The organism is Pseudozobellia sp. WGM2, from assembly GCF_017810075.1.
Lineage (GTDB): Bacteria > Bacteroidota > Bacteroidia > Flavobacteriales > Flavobacteriaceae > JADNYK01.
In genome coordinates this window covers 623869-645329 of the sequence record NZ_JADNYK010000004.1, presented here as the reverse complement: position 1 = coordinate 645329, position 21461 = coordinate 623869, and the positions used below count along the sequence as shown (strand labels likewise).

19 protein-coding genes are annotated in these 21461 nt (G+C 48.0%); 7 read left to right on the top strand and 12 right to left on the bottom strand.

What is annotated here, in order from left to right; translation table 11 throughout:
- Nucleotides 1–2 precede the first annotated feature (2 nt).
- From IV512_RS12585 to IV512_RS12530, 12 genes are all read right to left on the bottom strand, one after another.
- Nucleotides 3–635, bottom strand: a complete 633-nt coding sequence (locus IV512_RS12585) for a hypothetical protein (protein WP_209403864.1) — start codon at nucleotides 633–635, stop codon at nucleotides 3–5.
- Nucleotides 635–3235: a TraG family conjugative transposon ATPase gene (locus IV512_RS12580; protein WP_209403862.1), complete on the bottom strand. Its 2601-nt coding sequence runs from the start codon at nucleotides 3233–3235 to the stop codon at nucleotides 635–637. The genes IV512_RS12585 and IV512_RS12580 overlap by 1 nt, the downstream gene beginning before the upstream one ends.
- Complete coding sequence (locus tag IV512_RS12575) at nucleotides 3220–3543, bottom strand: DUF4133 domain-containing protein (RefSeq protein ID WP_209403860.1); 324 nt, start codon at nucleotides 3541–3543, stop codon at nucleotides 3220–3222. The genes IV512_RS12580 and IV512_RS12575 overlap by 16 nt, the downstream gene beginning before the upstream one ends.
- 2 nt (nucleotides 3544–3545) lie before the next feature.
- Complete coding sequence (locus tag IV512_RS12570) at nucleotides 3546–3788, bottom strand: hypothetical protein (protein ID WP_209403858.1); 243 nt, start codon at nucleotides 3786–3788, stop codon at nucleotides 3546–3548.
- A 46-nt stretch (nucleotides 3789–3834) separates the two neighbouring features.
- On the bottom strand, nucleotides 3835–4191 hold the full coding sequence (locus IV512_RS12565) for a hypothetical protein (protein ID WP_209403856.1): 357 nt from the start codon (nucleotides 4189–4191) through the stop codon (nucleotides 3835–3837).
- Nucleotides 4188–4652, bottom strand: coding sequence for a hypothetical protein (locus IV512_RS12560; protein ID WP_209403854.1), 465 nt, complete (start codon nucleotides 4650–4652; stop codon nucleotides 4188–4190). The genes IV512_RS12565 and IV512_RS12560 overlap by 4 nt, the downstream gene beginning before the upstream one ends.
- 2 nt (nucleotides 4653–4654) lie before the next feature.
- A complete protein-coding gene (locus IV512_RS12555; RefSeq protein ID WP_209403852.1) occupies nucleotides 4655–5329 on the bottom strand; it encodes a ParA family protein in 675 nt (224 codons plus the stop codon).
- A gap of 241 nt (nucleotides 5330–5570) precedes the next feature.
- Nucleotides 5571–5930, bottom strand: a complete 360-nt coding sequence (locus tag IV512_RS12550) for a hypothetical protein (RefSeq protein ID WP_209403851.1) — start codon at nucleotides 5928–5930, stop codon at nucleotides 5571–5573.
- Between the two features lie 38 nt (nucleotides 5931–5968).
- Nucleotides 5969–8434 (bottom strand): type IV secretory system conjugative DNA transfer family protein, encoded by a 2466-nt coding sequence (locus tag IV512_RS12545; RefSeq protein WP_209403849.1) that lies wholly within the window; start codon nucleotides 8432–8434, stop codon nucleotides 5969–5971.
- A 45-nt stretch (nucleotides 8435–8479) separates the two neighbouring features.
- Nucleotides 8480–9772: a toprim domain-containing protein gene (locus tag IV512_RS12540; RefSeq protein ID WP_209403847.1), complete on the bottom strand. Its 1293-nt coding sequence runs from the start codon at nucleotides 9770–9772 to the stop codon at nucleotides 8480–8482.
- 239 nt (nucleotides 9773–10011) lie between these two features.
- Nucleotides 10012–10824, bottom strand: coding sequence for a hypothetical protein (locus IV512_RS12535; RefSeq protein WP_209403845.1), 813 nt, complete (start codon nucleotides 10822–10824; stop codon nucleotides 10012–10014).
- 119 nt (nucleotides 10825–10943) lie between these two features.
- Complete coding sequence (locus IV512_RS12530; RefSeq protein WP_209403843.1) at nucleotides 10944–12155, bottom strand: hypothetical protein; 1212 nt, start codon at nucleotides 12153–12155, stop codon at nucleotides 10944–10946.
- 101 nt (nucleotides 12156–12256) lie between these two features.
- Here IV512_RS12530 and IV512_RS12525 point away from each other — a divergent pair, with 101 nt between their 5' ends.
- From IV512_RS12525 to IV512_RS12495, 7 genes are all read left to right on the top strand, one after another.
- Complete coding sequence (locus tag IV512_RS12525) at nucleotides 12257–13051, top strand: M23 family metallopeptidase (RefSeq protein ID WP_209403841.1); 795 nt, start codon at nucleotides 12257–12259, stop codon at nucleotides 13049–13051.
- A gap of 10 nt (nucleotides 13052–13061) precedes the next feature.
- Nucleotides 13062–14321, top strand: a complete 1260-nt coding sequence (locus IV512_RS12520; protein WP_209403839.1) for a hypothetical protein — start codon at nucleotides 13062–13064, stop codon at nucleotides 14319–14321.
- Between the two features lie 4 nt (nucleotides 14322–14325).
- Complete coding sequence (locus tag IV512_RS12515; protein ID WP_209403837.1) at nucleotides 14326–14604, top strand: hypothetical protein; 279 nt, start codon at nucleotides 14326–14328, stop codon at nucleotides 14602–14604.
- A gap of 48 nt (nucleotides 14605–14652) precedes the next feature.
- The gene (locus IV512_RS12510) at nucleotides 14653–15018 is read left to right on the top strand and encodes a hypothetical protein (protein ID WP_209403835.1); all 366 of its coding nucleotides are present in this window, start codon (nucleotides 14653–14655) and stop codon (nucleotides 15016–15018) included.
- 6 nt (nucleotides 15019–15024) lie between these two features.
- Nucleotides 15025–20034 (top strand): helicase-related protein, encoded by a 5010-nt coding sequence (locus IV512_RS12505; protein ID WP_209403833.1) that lies wholly within the window; start codon nucleotides 15025–15027, stop codon nucleotides 20032–20034.
- Between the two features lie 707 nt (nucleotides 20035–20741).
- Nucleotides 20742–21227, top strand: a complete 486-nt coding sequence (locus tag IV512_RS12500) for a hypothetical protein (protein ID WP_209403831.1) — start codon at nucleotides 20742–20744, stop codon at nucleotides 21225–21227.
- A gap of 12 nt (nucleotides 21228–21239) precedes the next feature.
- Complete coding sequence (locus tag IV512_RS12495; protein WP_209403829.1) at nucleotides 21240–21455, top strand: PRTRC system protein C; 216 nt, start codon at nucleotides 21240–21242, stop codon at nucleotides 21453–21455.
- Nucleotides 21456–21461: the final 6 nt, after the last annotated feature.

Here is a 21461-nt window from a genome sequence, read left to right as displayed (position 1 = left end):
CATTAATTTGTTCTGATCAACGAATAGACCGCTTTGCGGTGCTCATTTTTCTGCGAGAGCGATGTGTTGACCTTTATGATGGTGTCCAGGACGCTGTCCATTTTGTCCAAGATCGACCGTAATGTCGAAAGTCGGTCGGCCGACTCGATGATCTCGCCCGTCGAGGCAATATGCGATCCTTGGGAGACCAAGGAAGAAACCTGTTCCAGGGCATCCGCCAATATTTGTGATGCCCTTTCCTTTTCCACCCTTTCCAGATGGGAAAATGTGCGGAGGTTTTTCTGCGTGCCCTTGCATGCTTCCACTATTTTGTCCTTCAGGTCGTACAGTTCGTTCATTTCGGGACTTCCCATGACATAGCTGGCGGGGGTCCTTTTTGCCGAGAGATCTTGGCGGAGTATCTGTGAGGCATTGTTGTTTGCGGTGACGTTCTGTTCCATCTGTGCCAATAGTTTGCCCATGGTCGAGTTCAAGGTGACCAGTTGTGAATTGAGCGTAGCCACATTTTTGTTGAGCAATACCAATTGGGCGTTGGCCGCTACATCGGTCACTGGAATCTGGGCGATGCCGAAATAGGGGAGTAGCCAGATCAGGACTTTCAGGGATGCAGTTTTCGGTCTTAAATACATCATCATTATTTATTTTTAGGATTAGGGTCGCTGTCGCTCAAATTCCCCGAACCGGATTCCGCCAGTTCGTTTTGTAGCCGTTTGTAGGCGGTGGCCGTTCTTTGCCAAACACGTCCGTGTTTTTCGTGGAGACGGTTGATCTTCGCTTTTTCGTTGGGGTTGGTCTCGAACAGGCATTTCGTCGGCAACGAGGTCTCCAATCCGAACACCTTGACGCGGTCCTTCCAACAAATGGCCATTTCCCGTAACTTTCGGCCCATGGGCAGGTCTTTGTTGATGGACAGGATCAGTTGCCTCTGTTTCTCGTTCAGGCCCAATAGCCGTTGGATCTCGCCAAAAGAGTTTCCGAATTCGCCGAGGTCCAGCAATACCTTGATGTGGCTGTTCACCACTATGGTATTGCCGATGTACTTCGATTTGACGAAATCGCTTACCTTCTGTGAGATAAAAATGGGTTGGCCCCCGTATTTCCGGGCCATTCTGGACTTGGCGTCAAAGTAATTGGCCATTATAGGGTTGTCGAAGAGGTTCCATGCCTCATCAACGACCAATATTTTGTTCAGGGAAAGTTTTTTGGGATCCTTCAGTTTTTTATCGAACACATCGATCATCAGGAACGCCAGGATCGGAAAGAGCTGTTCGTTTTCGATCAGGTTTTCCAGCTTGAAATATACCAGCCTCTCACGACCCAATTGGGCTATCCTTTTGTCCCTACTGTTCAATAGGTATGCCCTGGGGCCATCATGGGCATATTTGCCCAAGAGTAGTAAAAACAAGTTGGGGTCGAAGACTTCCTTTCGTATACCTTTGGAATCCATAAGCCGCTCCAAGTGCTTCTCCGAATACCCATAAAAAGTATTGAAGGAGTTATCGGGGCGATCTTTGATCAACTGGTCCCGATAATACCCCTGCACCAACAATTCGATGACGGTCTGGATCACGGCACTGTCATGACCGTCGTCCGATGTAGTATCCTTTCGCCCCAATAAAAGATAGACCAGTGCGATGAGCTGGGTCAGCTTGTGCTCGGTAAGCACCTTTTCGCCATCCTTCTCGACAACATCCCCCAGATCGACCACAAAGGGGTTGAACGTAAAGGGGTTTTTGTCGTCGTTCTCTATGACGACCCCATCTAGATGGTCCAGCAGCTTGTCATAGGAATTCCCGTTCTCAAGAATAAGGATTTCCGCTCCCTCGCGATATTCCGAGAACAGATAGGCATTGGCAAAAAAGGTCTTTCCGCCACCGGAACCGGAGGCGATGAGCATGCCCCGGTTAAAGATCCAATCCTTTGCCTCTGGATCGCGGTAGAGACTGACCAATAAAGGTTTTCCCATGGCCCTGTCGACCATGCGAAGGCCGTGGGGACCGTGCAACCTGTTTTTATAGCCTCCTTCAAAATACCAGAGACTGGCCGCCATCTCCGAGGAAAAAGGACTGAAGAGTTCCATGCTCAGGCCGATGCCGTTGCCGAGGATGCCCCCGAAAAAAAGGTTTTTCCGATCCACGGTATTTTCCTTGACGTGGATGCCCAGCTTCCGAAAGGCCGACCGAACGGAATTGCACATCGGCCTAAAGGACTTTTCGGAACCGGAGAGGCCCAAAACGTTCAAATGATAATAGACCAGTTCCTTGTGCTCGTTCAGGATATGCTGCTGGAACTCATAGATCTGGTCCCGGTAGGTACTGTTCTTGTCCCCCTTACGGTTCCGGGCATATTTGTCCAGCCGTTTGGCCTTCGCCCGGAGCTTGGCCATGGCCTTCTCCTTTTCGGGGATATAGATATATTGGTTGACAATATGTTCCTGGGAAATCCTGAAGCCCAGGGAAAACAGGTTCCCGATGGGGAACAGGTTGTCCCCGGTGCTGTATTTTCCAAAATACTCGTGGAAGGCCATACCCTCCTTGGAGAACTGGTCGAGGTTCTCCAAAGTGAAGTACTGTCCCTGTTTGTCGCCGATCCGCAGGCCGTGGTCCGAAAAATCGATATCCTTGCCCGAACCTTCACCGCAGCCCGCTTCCAGATAACGATCGTAATAGCCCGCCCGTCCGAAAAGTCCCTCGGAATCAAGGATCTTTGAGGTCATCAGGCCCGAATCGTTGATAAGGTCGTTTACGGCCCCGACCCTGGCCTCGAAATCCTCCATAGCGTCCTGGTCGAGATATTCTTCGGGAACGTGGTTTAGTCCGTAGAACCGGCGCTCCTTTTTTAGGAAGGAATTGGCCCCGATAGGGGTGCGGCCGATATAGTTTTTGGGCACTTTATGGATCGCCAAGTAGCAGCGATGCTCCAAAAAGGGCCTGTCCTTAAAATAAAGTTCGTCCTCCGTCTCGAAAAAATCCCGCTCCAGCCGCTGCCGGTCCATGGGATAGGTCTCCCCGAAGAACAGGTCCTGTTTGTGCAAGAGACAGTTCTCGCCCAGGATTTCCAAGATGCCGGAAACCATCCGGTTCAGGTCCAAATAATCCTTACTGTCCAAGGTATAGATCTCGGGAAGTTCCAGTTGCAACGGAATGCTCAGGCAACCTTTTTCCTTGGATATTAAAATTGGTGCCTCGTAACCGTAAATGGGAAAGGCATCGAGAAGGTTCAGTCTTTTTTCCATAGCACCAGCATTTTTTTGTTGACATGGCCTTTAATGGTATCCGGCCCCCTTCGATCTGCCCTCGACTTGATAAAGCCATTTTCTCCGTACATTTTTGAATAGAAAAGCATGAGTGCGATGTAGAGGGCCGCGGTACAGAAGGAAAGTAAAAGGCTGAGAAATGTCGGGATGACCGTGCTAAGGAACAGCCCCACCATCAGGGACAGGAACGAGCCCTTAAAGGCTTGGTCCACATATTTGGCACGGAGCCCAAAGAAGGAAACGTCCTTTTGCAGGGCCTTTGGGATCTTGATCAACTTGTTCTCCATGATCAGTTGGCCAAGTTTTCCCCTATTTCGATAAGGCCGTAGAAAATGACCAGCCCTACAAGGGCATTGCCTACTTTACGGGCCATGTCCTGGTTCTGCTCCCTGACGATGAGAAAGGCCAATGCCGCAATGGCCAGAAGTACTCCCGCGGCAATCTTGATGATCCGAAAAATGCTGTTCCCTATCTGTGCGGTACCCTGTTCCGCTTGGTTGACCTGATTGACCAGTTCGTCAATCTGGGCCAAGCCGGCCGAATGGAAGGCAATAGTAAGGAATAAGGTCAGGAAGACGTTAATCGGGATCGCCCGCCCCCGGTTCCGGAGGGGACCCGGAATTTTTGATGATCTTGAATTTTTCATGTTCTGGAATTAAGGATTCATTCTGAACATCTTTATCGGACGCATTGAAAATGTCCAACAGCTCGGAGCTGGTTTCATTCTCATCGACACGGTTGAGTAACTGGTCCATATCTTTATCCATTAAAGATGTGTTTTTTACAAATATATGTGATTTTTGCAAATATGAATCATTTTCCTGAACATTTTTTTTGGTTTTGGATTTTTTAAGAACGACAAAGACCCATACGTACCACAGCGAGCATAGGGTACCGATGACGGCATAGACGATATGTTCCCAGTTCCAGTTCAAATCTTATCGATAATTCGTTTCAGTTCCCGAACGCTTTCATGGTGGTACAATTCCAGGGCCTTTCGCATGATGTCGTTGCGGGAGACCTTTTTTCCCAATTTATAGCTGCATGCGCTGGCCAGCCGTTCATAGTCCTCGAAACAGGTCTTGCTCAACCTAAAGATAAACTGTTCCTTTTTGTCGATATAGTTGTTTTGCTCCAACAATGTCTCAAAGTCCGCGACCTTTCCTTGTTCCATCCGGTTTAATTTTGCCAATGGAAATAAACGTTCCGTGGCCCCATGTGTGCCACTATATTTAACGGTACCATCATTTCTTTCGTCTTTCCGGACCGGACTTTTTTCAACTTTTCGGACCGCGCTTTGCCGTTGTTCCCTGAGTCCCTCGACCTCTTCCTTGGTATTCGTACTATCTAGGATGGCCGATTCCAGCAAGTCCTTGACATTTACTTTTTTTCCCATTTTTAGTTTTTTGAAATTTTCATGACCTCTTCCATAAATCGTTTTAGCCCCAGTTCCCCGTTCTCTTTTGTCGGAGGAATGGGAATCAGGGTATTGCGGTACCTCTCCCTGTATATGGTCCGTTCCATGACGACCTGTTCCATCATGGGCATCCCCGCCCTTGCCAAGGTTTTCCTTACTGTATCGAACTTATTGACCTTGACCAGCTCGTAGCGGTTGAAGAACAGGTTGACGGACCGAAGTACCCGATTTTCGTTCCATAGATAGTTCCGTTGCAAGGTTTTATAAAACACCGCGGTACTGTCGATTTCCAGTTCGTCAAGGAAAAAGGGAATGAAGATATGTTCGACATACAACAGCCCCCTTACCATTTCCTCGTTCAGGTTTCCGGGAAAATCGACGATGATAAAATCCACGGTACCATAGTACCTCTTGATTAACGGTTCCAAGGTCTCGACCGTTGCCCGTTCTACGGGAAAAATCGGCATTTCGGTCGATCCTATCTGCCCCAAATCCCGGATCCTTTTTTTGTATACGGAATATTGGGGATTGTCCATATCGATCAATACCGTTTTCTTCCGGTACAGGTGAAACAGGTTGGTGGCCAAGATGATATTCAGGGTCGTCTTGCCACAACCGCCCTTTTCTCCCGTACATGAAATTATTTTTGTCTCCATAAACATACTTTTTAAAACCATAGCGTCATATGGTCATATGACCATATGAATATTTGATGCTATATTCCTATATAGCATTGAATATATAGTGCATTATAGGTTGCTATATAGCAATGATCGTATAATGCCATGGACATTGCTATATAGCAATGGACCAAGCATAGGTAGCTCTTTTCGGACAATAATGGGGATATTGAACCTAAAATCCTTTAACGGCAAGAAATTACGCCGAATGCAAAATTTATAAGGACGATTTGAACTCCTTCATGGCCTCGGAAACCCGTTCCTCCAGCTCAAGGTATTTTTCGCGCAGCCCTTCTTGGTAGACCATATTTTCCCCAAGGTTACGTTTTTGCACGAACTCGTTATCGGGCAACAGAATCCAAATGGGGTTGTAGCCCAAGCTGTAGAAATAGAGGATGATCTTTATGGAATTGACCATAGAGGAGCCACGCTCGACATTGGCCAAAGTAGTTCTGTCCATGTTCAGGTAATCGCTCAGATTGGTCATCGAAAACTGACTGAACCTCTTGTCCTCGACATCGTCCAATTCCACCAGTTCAAGACGTATTTCCTTTAAGCGCTCCCCGATATACCCCAAATCCTTGGAGTCCAGTTTGATGATTGATTCAATGTCCATTATTCAAAATTTTCTATGGGATACGAGGAAAATTCCTCTTCAAAATCATACTCCGTCCCTTCCTGTAAGGCCGCCAAACTTTCGGACAGGGACTCATCCAGGCCTTGACCGAAATCGTCCATGAACTTTTCCACGGCCTCCTTGGAGTTGTCGATTGATCTTGCAATTTCACCATTTATTTTCTTTTCGTCAAATATGGCGCTCTTTAGCGCTTTCCCCGTCACGGCCTTGTACTCTTCTTTGACCAAGCTGTCCACTTCATCGATGATCTTGTCGAATTCGGCCTGGGCCACACGGTCCATTTCCTTCCGTACCAAAAATTCCTCCACTATATGGGCCAATAACCTTTGCCAATCGGTACCCCTTGCGCCTCTATTCAACAGTTCTAGAATTTCCCCCCTGAAGTCGAACAGGCGAAGCTCCCGGACCACATCCTTAAAAATTCGCCGCTTGGTGCCATTGGTAAATGCATTTTTGGCCGTTTCTTCCAGACGTGTACCATAAAATTCGATGTACCCGATATCCCTGGTGAACAGTTCCGAGGCGTTCTTCGGTAGGTCCAGTTCCTCTATAAGCTTCATCTGGGCGTTGAACAGTTCCCCGAAATCCTCAGGTTTGAAATCGTTGACAACGGGCAGCTCATGCTTCATGGCCCTACGCTTGCCCTCGATGTCGGGAAGCAACTGGCCATAGCATTTCTTTTCCTTGATCTGGTTTTCGAAAGTGTCGGCCACCAATCCTGCGAAATGCCCGGTGGACATGGACGCGATCTTGCTCCTGGGCAAGAGTTCCATCATCTGTGTACTCAGGTTGGTACTGACATCGGAGCTGCTCGTGTTCTTTGAGACCTTTTCCTGATGGATCTTTCCGAAAAGTTCGCTCAATCGTTTGGCCGTTTCGCCTTTGGCCGCACCACAGATGATGTTCGCACAGTTGTCATAGATGACATCGGCCAGTTCCCTGCCGTAATCCAGGATCAGCTGTCCGACACTCTGCAATCCCAAAATCGTGGCGATCTTGTTTTCCCTGCCGGTATCGATTATGGTCCGCAACAACATGATGAACAGCGTGGGCACCTCGTCGATAAGCAAGGCCATATGCCGTTTGCCCGGTTTGTTTACCCGTTTGAGAATGGTATTCATGTACAGGCCCAAGGGTGCGGAATAGACTTCCTTCCGTTCGGGATTGTTCTGTAGGGATACGATCTTGGGATATCGCGGATCGTTTACCTCCAAACTGAAGTCATTGCCGGACATCACATAGAAGATTTCCTTGGTCGCAATGCTGGAAAGGCTGATCTGGACGGTACTGGTCTGGCCAGACAATTGTTCCATGGCCTCCTTTTCCAAAGCGTCCCGAAAGGGCACCAGTATTTGGCGTACCTCTACGTCCCTGGTCATGATCTCCATCAGTATGTCGATCTTTACGGTGGTCAGAATGGTCAAATGGCCGGGGGTGCACAAGTACTTGCCCGTTTCTTCCGATTTTTTCTTGAGATACCAGATACAGCCCCCGGTATAACTGATGGCACTGCGTGAAAAATAGTCCTGTCGCTTGATCCATTCGGGATTCAGGTTTTTCATAAGGGTCGTGGCCGTATCGATGGCATCCGATTGGTTGACCAGGCCATAGGGATCCATGGGGTTGTTCCGGTGGGTCATCCGGAGGTCGTCAAAACAGATACGGTACAGTTTAGGAAAGGGCATTTTGGAATCGTTACCTTGCCTTTTTAAGGCTTCCTGCAAATAGCCATAAGCCTTACGGGTCAGCGTATCGAACTTAAAATCGTAGATGACCATGGCGTATTTCTTGTCGATGAACTGGGCCATGATCTCCTCGATAACGGAAAAGGACTTGCCGCTCCCCGGAGTGCCGATGACCAGCAATGCCCTGAAAAGATTGACGAAATTGATCCATCCTTTCCGCTGTTTTCCATGGTGGGAATAGATGTATGGGATATTGGCGGAATAGGGCGTATCGATTCGGTTCCCCGTCTGCTCGAAGGTTTCCTTCGTATCGTTAAAAGGGTCATTTTTGGCCGGGTTCATAAAGTCCAGGAACTGGAACAACCGCATCCCGTAGGTTATCAATCCCAAGTAGGCCAAGGAAAGAAGTACCATAGCGGCCCACATCCCCAATACGGAAATACCATGGCACCACCAAGAAACGAACAACAGGGCCAAGGACACGAGAAAGCCTGCAACATTTTTTCGACGATCCAACGCCTCCTTTTTGACCGGACGGTATATCATAATGCCGCCCATCAGAAGCCCCAACAGGAGCAGTCGGGCGACCAAGCCTTGGGATGGCAGTCCGGAACGGATCAGAAACGAGTAGATACTGTCCAGGAATCCGTGATGCCCGTAGTGGTATACATATAGGGCATACTGTTCCCCGAACAGAATAATGGCAAAGTGGAAGGCGGAAAGGTACATGCCCATATAGCCCTTGTTCTTATCGTGCATATCCTTTTCTTTTTGGCGGTTTCCCTGATCTTTTCACGACGGTATTCAGCATAGGTTCACTGGCGGACAACCGGACTTTTTTTTTATTGAGATCAGTTCCTCGTTCCAATCCTTTACGGTGGGGGATTTCTCTATTTTTAGCATGCCCTGCGCGAAGCATTCGGAAAGTGTCTCGACGGCCAGACTCCAATAGGTTCTGGAATGTTGGGGAAGAAGAACAATTTTTTCCAGATCCAGTTCCCAGAGCACCTTGTCGCGATAGCAGATGGCCTTTTGTAAACCGTAGGGCATTCCGTGGGGGCCACTGGAAATCCGTGCATTGATGTAGTCGGTATCCCGTTCCATGGCAGCGACGGATCTGGAGGGATAGTTCAATTTCAAGCGCATCACGGGGCGTTTCCAATCCGTTTCGATAAACACCCCCTTTGACTTTCGATTGATCCAATGGCCCAAGACAATAAGGTCGTAGCGCATCCCTTCGATATCATGGTCGAAGGCCAAATGAAGGGGGAGCGTATTGGATGGATCTACCTTATGATTCCATTGGAGAAACTGTTCCAGTTTCCGCTCGTCGATATGGCCCGACATGGAGATATAGAATGTATTTGGGCGACCGTGTAGTTCATGGTAGGCCATGGCATCGAAACCGCTCTCCACACAGACTATTTTATCTGCGGCAATAGTTGGATTTGAAACGAAAAGGTATTGATAACGCCCGTTGAGGAACAAGCGAAACTTTTTCACCTTTCCGTCCTTGCTGTCCCGATAGGGCCTATTGTAAAGGGTATAGTTCTTGATCTTGCCGTCCACACCATACTTGGGAAGGGCGATATTGGCGATACGGCCGTTACTGTCACTGATATGGAAGGCATTGAAGATCCTGCCCTTGAAGGCTTCGGATTTGAGCGTGTTTATTGAGAGCCCGCGAACTTCCGTTAAATAGTTCGGTCGGTTCAGGGGGCCGATACGATAACGCTCTTCCAGTCCAACGTACCTTTTGTTCTTTTGCTGCGGCTTGACCGAGGGCGGTTCCGGGTAATCCCGTTGGATAATGTCCAGTCCCTGTTTTATGGCCTCGTAAAAATTGGGGGAGCGATTATGGAGATATTTGAAAAATCGCCCCTTGTCCAAAGAGTCGTTGCGGTTGAAATACGTCACGGGCTTCCTTTTTGTCTGTAGGACGATGCGTTCCGCCTCCTTTCGGAATTCCTGTGAGCCCGAACTTTTCTTGAGCAGTCGGTAGCCCTTTGCGATCAGATATCCGGAAAAATCTACTTCGCTATCGATCTGGGCGATCAGCCGTTTGTAGTACCCGGGATTTTCGGAATAGTTCTTCATCTCTATAGAATTCACTAAGCAATGGATATGTATTAATTTATGGCAATTGGTATGGCCATAATTTGGTCAAGTGTCCACCCGCCTGGCCACATACCTGCGGGTTATGGGCTTTCCTGTGAACATGGGATCTGTTGGCCGCATTCCATATGGATATGCGAATGCGGGAGGCCTTGTTTTTGTGTATGGTTTGATGAAAAGTGGGCCGTCCATTACGGACGGCCCATAGAGGGGTCAACCGGTCAGACCTTTATACCCCGGCTCCGCGACTTTTTTTTTTCATCGGGATTTACCTCAAGCCTTTTGGCTTTTTCCAAATCGATATTTTTGGTGATAAAAGTTTCCCTACGTGGGGAATAGGACACCAAATAGGGTTTGGTCCCGTGGACCTTGCTCTTGATCTCCATTTCGAGTTCTTGGCCCCTGTTGAGTGCGCCGGCCTGTTTTACCGTCAACTTTGCCCCATAAAAATAGGTGTTCGGGGAAAGAGCCGCTTTGGTACGGATGTCCCGTACCTTGGGTTCGTAATAGGCCAGCTTTTGGAACACTTCCCCATCGTTGGTGCTTCCCTGAAAGAGGACGAATTCCTTTTTGTGCACCATCCGCTCGTATTCATCGGTACTGAAACTATGGTTATAGGCCCATGCCTTGTCCGGCGTTACCATTTCGTTCCTTCGGTACTGGACATCCAATCTGGAACCTAGGTTCCTGTCATAGACCATCTGCACCATCTTGGCGCTTTCCTTGAGCTCTCCCTCCGAGATATAGGTGGACTCATGGAAGTGTTCCTTCCCCTCGGTCAGATTGTCGCGTACGCTTTGGGAAAGTTTTTCATAACTGATGTACTGTCCCTCCAGTTGTTCCCTGACATCCCCATAGGCGAATTTCTGCTCCTTGGATTTAACGGGCTCAAAGTACTTCTCGTTTTTCGGAAGTTTGAACGACTGTCCGTCATTGGTCATTACGGATACCTTTCCGTCCTTTTCCCCGGCCACGGTCGCCCGTTGCCATCGTTGGTTCACTTTTACGAAAACCTGCTCTGCTTGTTTTTCCATTTTTCAAGTTTTAAATTAAGGATTAATAAACAATTGTTAACTTTGTAATTCTGGATATGACATTTCCATTTTTCATGTCCGGAATTAAGGATCGAAGGGGGCGGGAGCGCCCCCTTTATTTATACGGCCATCTTAAAGGCCTTTAACATTCCTGTTCCACTGTAGACCCCGTTCGCTGCGAACTCCAACGTCCAATTGGCCTGTACGGGCTTAACGATTTCTATGGTCCTGTCCATATAGTTTCGGTAATAGCTCCAGAGAAAATAGCGAAGTGCGTTGACCTCAAAGGGAATACGGCACGATACCCATTGCTTTTCCCTGGTGAGCACGATACTCTTCCGGTTCAGAAGGGATTGGTCCGGAACCTTATTGTACTTGATATATTCCTTGGCCAGGCTACCGTTGTACTTCAATACCTCATTGTGCAGCTTTGCCAATGGCTTCTGCCCTTCGGGGTCGAACCGGATTGCCAAGTGGTCTTGGACGACCCGGAACAGAAAACGCGAATCGTTGATAAAGGAAATAAGCATCAGGTCATGGATATAGCCCTCGATTTTGGAGGAACCTGTAAAACTGAGCACCATTTTTTTCAGTTTGGCACGTTTTAAGATCTGCACCAGTAATTTCGAGGTCTCGTAGTTGATGTCGGAGAGCGTGAGATAGACCACATCCTCCAATTGAAACCTTCGATGAAAGGCCATGGCTTCCATGGGGTTGCGGAGTACCACCAAATGCTTGATGGTGTCGGGCACCTTACTGAACCAAACGGATTTGGAAATATCGCTTTCCGCTATCAGGGAAAGCTTCCCATCCTTGTCCATGGCATACCCCGTGAGGGTATTGGCCAGGTTTCGATAGGGGAAATACAATCGACCTTCCGGATTTTCGTAGATACGATCTTGGAAAATGTCGGAACCTGTGCCCGCTGTGCTTTTAGGGCTTAAAGAAAGTTCATCGGCGAGCATTTCAAAATGGTTGAAACCGATGTCGACCACTTCAAGGGAATTTTTGGAAGCGTCATTTAGAAGGAATTCCGGTTTTTTTTCAAGTTCCACATAGAAATCCTCGATTTTGGTCCATAGACCCGTTCTTGCTTCGGCATCCGTTCGGGAAAGCCGTTCCAATATAAAGTCAAAGGCGGTACCTTTTGTTTGGGGTTCGTTTGGCCTGTAATAGCGATATCCAAGGTCGGTCCTGATAACGATATAATGCTCCTTTCCCATGTTGTAGCCTATAAACGTATTCGTCTTACGCCGGGGGACAAATCCAAAATAATCCATTAGGGCCGTTAAATCCAGCCTTGCATCAAATTTTCTCCAGGTGTTGTTCATGTTTGTAAAAATTGCATATATTTGTAATAATCACTACAAATATAAATAAAATTTGCAATTGACAAAATTCTATGCAACAACCTTTAAAATAACTATGATCCATGAGCGTTGGGAGGAACATTAAAAAATCCGTAGTCGGTTGGATAAGGGGATGTGCCCGAAAGGTGGGCGACTTGACCAATTCGAGGGACAACGGTCATTTTACCCCACAGAACAATAGTTACTGGATTTTTGTCGGGGTGTTCTTTCTTTGCATCACCGCCAATCGATTTTTTTACGATAGCCCCCAAGAGCCGGAAGACCTTGGAACCCTAACAAGGCAAATGGGCCGACCCATGACCGGGGCATCAAGGGAAGACCTGATCTATCAACGGCTGGGCGACCTATTGTGCGATTTGGAAAATTTCGAACAAATGGACCGATTGAAACCATTTTTGCCCTTGCGCCCGGAAATCTTGGACAGCCTACCTTCGGCGGTTCCCCTGTTCCGGGAACACTATGTGCTGTCAAGTTCCTATGGTAACCGTCACCATCCCATCCATCAGGTTACAAAAAAACACTTCGGCATCGATCTGGCGGCCAAGAAGGGTACACCGATCTATTGTACCGCTGCCGGCAGGGTGGCCTATATCGAAAATGATCCCAATGGTCATGGTCTTCACATCATCATTTCACATGCCTATGATTTCAGTAGTCTATACGGGCATATGGAATCCGTGGCGGTCGAACCCGGGGAAGCACTCGATGCCCATGATTTTATCGGAACCGTTGGAAGTACGGGAATTTCTACTGGCCCTCATCTGCATTACGAGGTCATCAAGGATGGCAACAGGATAAATCCCGTGCGGTCGTTCAATATAAAATATGAGGTGTATTCCAAATTAAAAATTAAATGAACCGATGGCTATGAAAATGTATCTTACAATTCGCAGTTCCATTAAACTGTTCCATAGGGTCAAAAATTTGGTGTCCCAATTTCTGGACCCCGACTTCAATACATTTAAAGATTTTGGATTTAAGGCCGTTCCGACCGATCAATTGAACGACCTCAGGAAGTTGCGATATGTCCGCGATCTCAAATTGGCCGAATCGGGGTTTGTAAACACGGCACTGAAAGAGCAGTTGGCCCTTTTGAAAAGTAGGGACCGTCTGTTCCAAAAAGACCGGAATATCGTTCCCGTGGGTCGCATATCCGTTCATGAAAACGAAAATAAGTTGATGACGCTGTTATTGGGGTTCAATAGGGTAGAGAATAGGACGTACATGTCCTATACCCATGTGAACAATTGTCCGGTCTGGCACAACTATGCCATTCCGCTGCTAAAGGAAAAGGTTCAACACCTTTACCCCTCCAGATCCGATCATTTGTTTATTAAGCACAGGTATTTCCAAAGGGATGTCGACCATTTGGATATACAGACCAAAAACAGGCTGCTCCACCTATTCAACGATACTTTAAGAAATATTTACTCGTATAATCGGCATCTGCAAAACGGCATCCGGCCTATGGTGCCCCCGGTCGGTAAACTACCGAAATTATCCAAAACGTCGCCTATTCAAATCGAACAAGGCTTGGAGGGACTTTTCGTTCCGGCAACACAAGGAAAAAATGTGGTCACACTGGTGCCCTATCTAAAGGTCGCCAATGAAAAAAACCGCCGATATCTTTCGGTACGGGAGTTCCGCTCCCTACTTGAGCGAAAATCGATAACCCATCTGGCCGAGACCAAATACGGTGTTTCCCTGGGCATTCATGGAAACAGATTGTACCTAAAGGCCGCCAACAGTGCTGTTGGTAGCGATGCCTTAAAGGAATGGACATTGTTGGACGAGTTTTTGGAATCCAAAAACGCCCCGAAACGGTTAAAGTACGAGGTCGTCAAAAATCTTATCGAGAAGAAGGACTTTCTTATTCATCTAGACGAGATTCCGTTGCGGCAGACCAACGATACGCTACTGCTAAAAGAGCACTACGGTTCGGGCAAAACCTTTTTTGCGTTGTCGAAAAACGACAAGAAACCGGAACTTAAGGAATATAGGCCCATTGCCGGTCTAAAAAACAGATATCCCGAATACTACCATAGTTACAGGGAATATATGAACCGTACCGATTCCCTGGAACCCTCGGGGGCCAAAGAGAAAAGAGGAATTAAAATTTCCATCTGACACCATGATTTTTGAGATAACCATTTTAGATACGACCGGCCGCCACTTACTACGGGACGCTTTCCTTATGGAGAGTATTACCACATTGATCGATTTTACTTCGGATGTATTAAGGCCATGGAGCGAAAGTTCCGTGCGGAAGGCCTATGAACTTTCTATCCGCTCCGAAAAGGATCGACATGTTTTTCATCGCCTCGATTCCCTTGAAGCAGTGATGTCTTTCAAGAACGCCTTGTACGAACACCTTGTCGAATTGACCGAAACCCCCTATTGGAACATTTAACGCACCAATGATTTTACACTGTCGAACAAACCTTAAAAAATACGATCCATGACACGGGAAGAACTATTACTTAGCTCGGAAACGCAAAGGTTCCGAAATGAACATCCGGAAACGGTTAAGGGCTGGGAGCGCCAGCTTGCCAAAGGGGAATGCGGTCCCGACCTTCATTTTTGTTTTTACAAACTGGAGTCCTATCCGAACCTGACCGCCCGTTTGGATGCAGTGGAATACCGTTTTGATTTTGCCATCAACGCCCATATCCTGCACGCCAAATTACAGGGACAGTTTCTTGAGGACGGCCACGTCGGGCCCCTTGCGCTGGAGCATGCCAATGAAGCCCTGTCGGACATTTATCGGTCCTTGGACGAAATAGACCCCGAGGGCAGGGCGGCCATCCTGAAATCGCTTCAATAGACCGGTATGAAACAGGAACATTTGACCCAGATCGTTGCCCTGCTAAAGGCATCGAACCCCAAGAACTATTACATCAACAATTCCGGACTTGCCAAGTTGGGGGAACTGTTGTTCTATCCTGCATCCGGAAAGGAAGAGCAAGGGAAACAATTATTGCGGACGATTGAAAGGGCTTTTCCGGAGACTTCCAAGGAAATCCTGGATTCGTTACGGCGGTACCATTTGACCAGTTACTACACGCCCAAGATTTTAATCGAATATAAGATCGGTCTTCTGAAACAAAACGGGTTCGAGCCCCGTACCATATTGGAACCCTCGGCGGGCAATGGTGCCTATGTGCAGGAACTGAAAAAGGCCTTCCCGAAGGCCCGGATTACCGCCTTGGAACCCGATATCCTGTCCTTTGAAATCCTCAAGGCCAACAACCAACAAGAAGATCGTGTAACTGTACTGAACACCACTTTTGAGGATTTTTATCTGGAGCGGGGCGAAAAGGCCCGTTTCGATCTGGTCATGACCAATATCCCTTTTGGCGACATTCCGATAACCAAGGCGTACCGACACGATTACCTGACGGAAGGCCCGCTTAGGAACGTGGGCAATTATTTCAATTTTTATGCCCCTAAATTGGTTCGTCCGGGCGGGATTACCGCATTGGTCACCTCCTCCGCTTTTGCGGAGCGAAGTGCCTATAACGATTTTAGGGAATACCTATTAATGGAGAACAACCTGCTCCTGGCCAATCGTTTCAATACCGATTTGTTCGCCAAGGAAGGGACCAAAGTGGTCTCGGACCTATTGGTATACCAGAGGACCTCCAACAAGGATGCATTGACCATGGACGAAAAGGCGTTTTCGGATACAGAAACGATCGAACTGGAAGATCAGAGCCTTTTGACCAATCGATTTTTCAAGAACCATCACGGAAATGTCCATGGTACGCCCAAACTCGGCTTTTTCCACAACAGGCCAAGCATTGTGGTTGAACCCAACGAAATATCCCTATCCAATTTTCTGGAACAACAATCCACCAGTTTTGAATTTAAGGTCGGTCCGGTACCTTCCGATTTACCGGAAAAACCAAGAACCGTACAAAAAATGGCCGCAAAGGAGGAACAATCGGTAATACCAAAAACGCCCCCTGTCGTCGATACGGCTTTACCCCCGATTACCTTGCACGATGGCGACGCCGAACAATACTCCCGGTTGTTTTTCGGCACCTACAATTTTAACAAGAAGGGCGAGGTGTTGTTTTACACCGACCCACAGAGTACCAGAAAGGCGCCCCATAAAATCAAGGAACTGGTGTCGGACTATGCCCGTATGAGGAACGAACTTGTACTGCTGAACCTCAATATCGAAAAAAGGGGCCTTCCAGAGCAAGAAGTTACCCGATGCTTCCAAGACTTGGACTACCAATTGGACACTTTCCATTTTAAATGGGGATTTCTAAAAGACCATCTTATTTTCTTGAAAGACGACCATTATTTTGAGCAGGTCCGTCAGCAGTTCGAGAAAAAGGTTGAAGGAAAGGGCTATGGTAAAAATCCGTCGTTCACCTTGATGCGATTTCTGAAGGTTTCCCTTGCCAAGGCAAAATCCGATGAAACCGTTCCTGCTGAAACCGGTCCAAATCTATCCGATTCGAAGGAACCCCGATTCGGGAACCCTGAACAAATGGTACGCTACCAGTTTGACCGTTATGGGCAAATCGATATAGCTGCCGTGGCAAAGGCCTTCAAGACCAATGAAAAAGAACTGTTGCTAAACGGGTTGGAGAAACGTTCCTTTTTTCTGGAGCCTGATATGGAATCCGATACAGGCTATAGCGTGGTGCCCTATTTTCTATTTTCCAGTGGCTATATCCAGGACAAGATCGAATATGTACGGAAGCATCCCCTGCCGTTCGGAATCGGAACGGAAAAGATGGAACAGGCCCTAACGGTACTGCTTCCGGCAAAATTGGATCTGGACGATATCGAGTTCAATTTCGAGAGCCATTTTATCCCCATTTCCGCCAAGGAGTCCTTTTTGGAGGACCTCATAGGCGAGAAGGTACAGATCAATATGGCGCAGTTCAACTCCACCCTGACCTTGATGTTCCCCAGGGACTTTAACCAAGAGGCCCACGAACGCTTCAGTGTGGTGCTCCACCATGAGGTCAAGGCGAACTATAAACGCATATTGCAACATTTCGCGGAAAACAGGTATCCTGTCATCTTTACCTCGTACAAGGACCGATCGGGAAAGACCATCAGAAAACTGGACAAGGATGCCACCCTCATGGCCCAAAACCTTTATGAGGAGCTGCAGCTCCATTTCAAATCCTTTATCGAGGGACGCCAAGAATTGAAGGCCACCATTGAGAACAACTATTATCAGGCATTTTTGGCCGATGTCAATATCACGGTGCCCAAGGGATGGCTCACCTTTCCCGATACCTTGGTCTACCCGCCCTACCAACACCAGATCGACTCCACGCTCTTCGGGCTTACCACGGGCAGTGCCCTGAACGATCATCAGGTCGGCAAGGGCAAGACCCTATCCATGGCGATGCTGGCCCATAAACTGAAACAGCACGGGAAGAGCAGGAGAACCCTCTTGTTGACCTTAAAGAGTGTGGCCCCCCAGATCGAGACGGAGATCAGGGCCAATTTCCCCCAGTTGAACATCCTCCGATTGAGTTCCAGGAACATGGCCAAGGGCAAAAGGGCCAAGACCTTGAAAACGATTAAAAACCACGGGGCCATTGACCTGATCATCGCCGAGCATGGCCATTTAAAGCAGATTCCCAAATCAAGGCGGTTCGTCCTGGATATCCTCGGGGAAAAGATCGATATGATCGAACAGGACCTGGAAACGGCCAGGGAATACGGAAATATCAAGGAATCCAAAAAACTCATCAAGGGCCTGATCAAAAGGAAGGAACATTTGGAGGACAAGCTGCAGACAACTTTAAAGAAATTGGAGGAACGGTCCGAAGAGACTGAAACGACCCTGGCCGAACTGGGCATCGAGGCCCTGATAATCGACGAGGCCCATTATTTCAAGAACATCGGTTTCACGACCCGGCACCAGAACGTATCGGGCCTCAACAACCATTCGGACAGCCAAAGGAACCTTGATCTCGAAATCAGCATAAAATCCATACATCATCGCAGAGGTCCCGACAAAAACATCTTTTTTTATAGCGGAACCCCTTTGAAAAACTCCGTTACCGAACTGTATGCCTACCAGCGCTATCTTACCCCTGCGGCGCTGAAGCGCAAGAGCATTTTCAATTTCGATGCGTGGGCCTCGATTTTCCTAAAGCAGAGCGTGAGCATAGAGCCGAACATTTTTGGCGATCCGAGGATGCACGCACGGTTTCGGTACTACACCAACTTGCCCGAACTGAGCAAGATGTACAACTCCTTTACCCATATCTGTAGGGACAAACATTTCAGGACCCATAACCTTGAGGTGGACAGGGAATTTATAATTTTGGAGTCGACACCGGCCTATGAAGAACTCAAACGGGCCTCGCTCAGGTTTACCAAGGACCGGAACCAAAATGCCCTGTTCAAGGTTCCCGTTTACAACGCGGACCAAATGAAGTCCGCACACATTACGGCACTCAATATCAACCGCTCCCTTTTGATCGACCCTTTGGCAAAGGACAATCTCGCCATCGATTTTTCGGAACTCGACCAGTTCAAACTCCAACGTCTGTGCCGGGATGTGGTGGGGCTTTATAAAAAAACATCGGAACACAAAGGGGTATGCCTAGTGTTCTCGGACCTTAACGTTTGGAAACCGGGACAGTACAACTCGTACGACACGGTCCGTGAAATCCTTCGGGAAGACTATGGCATTCCCGCCCATGAGATTGCCCTGGCCCAAGAGGAAAAGGCGAGGAACAGAACAGATCGTATGCAGGAAAAGATACGAAACGGGGAGATTAGGGTGGCACTCGGCAGTACACAGGTATTGGGTACGGGCACGAACATCCAGAAACGGGTCGTGGGCATCTTCCATATGGACATTCCCTATTCCCCCGATGCCTTTGACCAACGTGCCGGACGGGGCCTGCGAAAGGGAAACGAGGTAGCCCAGGTATATGGCAATACGGTGGTGGAGCGATTCTACGGCATCAAGGATTCCACGGACATCTTTTCCTATTCCTTGAATACCCATAAAGAAAGGTTCCGGGAACAGATCAGGGAGGCCGATCCGAACAAACGCATCTATGACGATCTGGTTCCCGATGACAAGAGCCTGTCCTATGAACAGATGCAGGCCGCGTTGATAGGGGATATGGACCAGTTTCAGCTGGTCAAGCTTTCCGATGACCTAAAGTTTCTACAATCGCAAAAGCGGTTGCACGAGCTCAACAAGGCCAATTCCTTCAAGGCCATCGAGCGTATCGAAAAGGAAAACAAACATATCGTTTCCCAAGTGGCGGAACTTGAAAATGCCCACCGTACCATTGAAAAATTAAACCTACCATTGGACGAAACCGAATCCGAGGAATTGGACCGAATCCAACAAGGTCTGTTGGGCCTCGTTTCAGGTTCCGAACTCGAATCGCGCGTCCATAACATAAAGGAACCCAAAACATTCCTAAAGCGATTGGGTCTGGCCATAGCCGAAAGGTCGAATTTGAACCTGAACATACAAAAGCACAAACAGGTCGCCCGCTTGCCAACTTTGAACGCCAATTTGGTCTTTCAAGCGGAATATGTTCCCTCGAACGGCAACTATCTCTATTCCTATGGGCTGCAGTTTCGGAATATCCACATCGCTAGTAGAAAGCAGCAACGGTTCGACCCCGAAAAAGTGGCCCTGCAACTCATTAAACTATGTCAAAAGGTACAACGGGAAATCAGATCCAAAAAATTCGATCTGGACCATAACCTACGGTCCTTGGAGGCCCATAAAAAGAAAACGGCCATTGGCTTCCCACGGGAAAAAACGGCCAAGATGTCGGTCCTGAAACAGGACATCAAGGCCCTCAAACGGAAAAGGGCTGGATAAACTTAAATGGAATGTGAACTCCATATTACAAGAGGTAATTTGTGTCTTATTCATGCTTCAGTCGATTAATTGATACGTCATGCTTATTTGAGGTGCCGCCGTCATTAATTAATACGACCCACTTTATAACCTATCTCTTACGCTATCCTTGGCAACGGCGCCTTCCCGACTGTCCTTTGCCCTTCCTTTGTTCTACTTGGAACAGAAGGCCGGGACCAAAGCTACCTTTTCCAAATTTATGCCCTTGATAACTGCCATGCCGGTGCGGGAACATGGCCCGTCCGCTCCACAGGCTCCGCCTCCGTTCCATGCCCCCTCCCGGCCGCACACAAGAGTACGGGGCTTTCTCGTTCCTCGAAACCCCGCACACTTGCTTTTCCCGTCGCGCCTTCCCGCCCGATTTTAAGAAGTTCACATAAATGGCCACACCCGTTTTCGGAGTACTATGCACTTCTAAACTTTCTGTATTCATATTATAGTTTTTTTCTCCGATGATACAGCCAATTGTTCTTATAGTAAACTTAAATGATAGCCAAGATCCATTCAAAATCCTGCACATTTCTAACATGCAAACACCCGTTCCAACGCCCCTTCGGGGCGTATTTTGTGGGTAGGGAAAGAGAAGTCAAATCTGGTTTAAGGTATTGAAATACTGTGTTTTAGGGAATGTTAGGGGTAACTTATGGTAAATATTAAAAACATTACCTATGGAAGCATTCTTTAAATCTTTGTGCAAGACGGGCATTGGGCAATTCTCCATATCGGTCTCCTTTCACGGTTCGGACTGTGCGGTCTCCCTGCTCCCAAAGGCATCGGAGGGCGACAACGCCCTGAAAGCGATACGGCCCTTTACGCTCAAGGGCAATATCGAGGAAATCGATACCGTCTTTTTGGAGCGGTTGGGGAAACCCATGCAGGAAACAAAGGTACTGTTCGACAATGCCAACGGCTATCTCGCCAATCTGAAAAAGGCAGAGGAAAAGACCAAAATGGCCGGCGACCGCAAGGAGAAAAAGAAGAAGGCGCTTTCCGACCTACAGGAACTGGTCAAGGGCAAGAAGTTCAACCCCTTGGCCGAACACAAAAAGGCCGTGGAACTGGCCAACAAAGTACTGGAACTCGATGAGAACGATGTTTTGGCGAAAAAGACCATCGAGGATATGAAGGCCTACGGGCAACCCACCTTTTTTTAAACGGAACGCACTATGGAAGTATTAGGATTGGAACGAAAGTTCATGCTGAAGAACGTATCGGGGGATTCCGTCTTGGACGACATCGACCCGAACTGGACACCGAACCGGATCAAGGACCACTATGCCTCGGTGTATCCCGAACTGACCAACGCCAAGATCGTGGACAATGGTATTGTCGACGGTCGTCATGAAATCATGTTCAAGACCATAGCGGGAACCAAAGGATAGCGATGA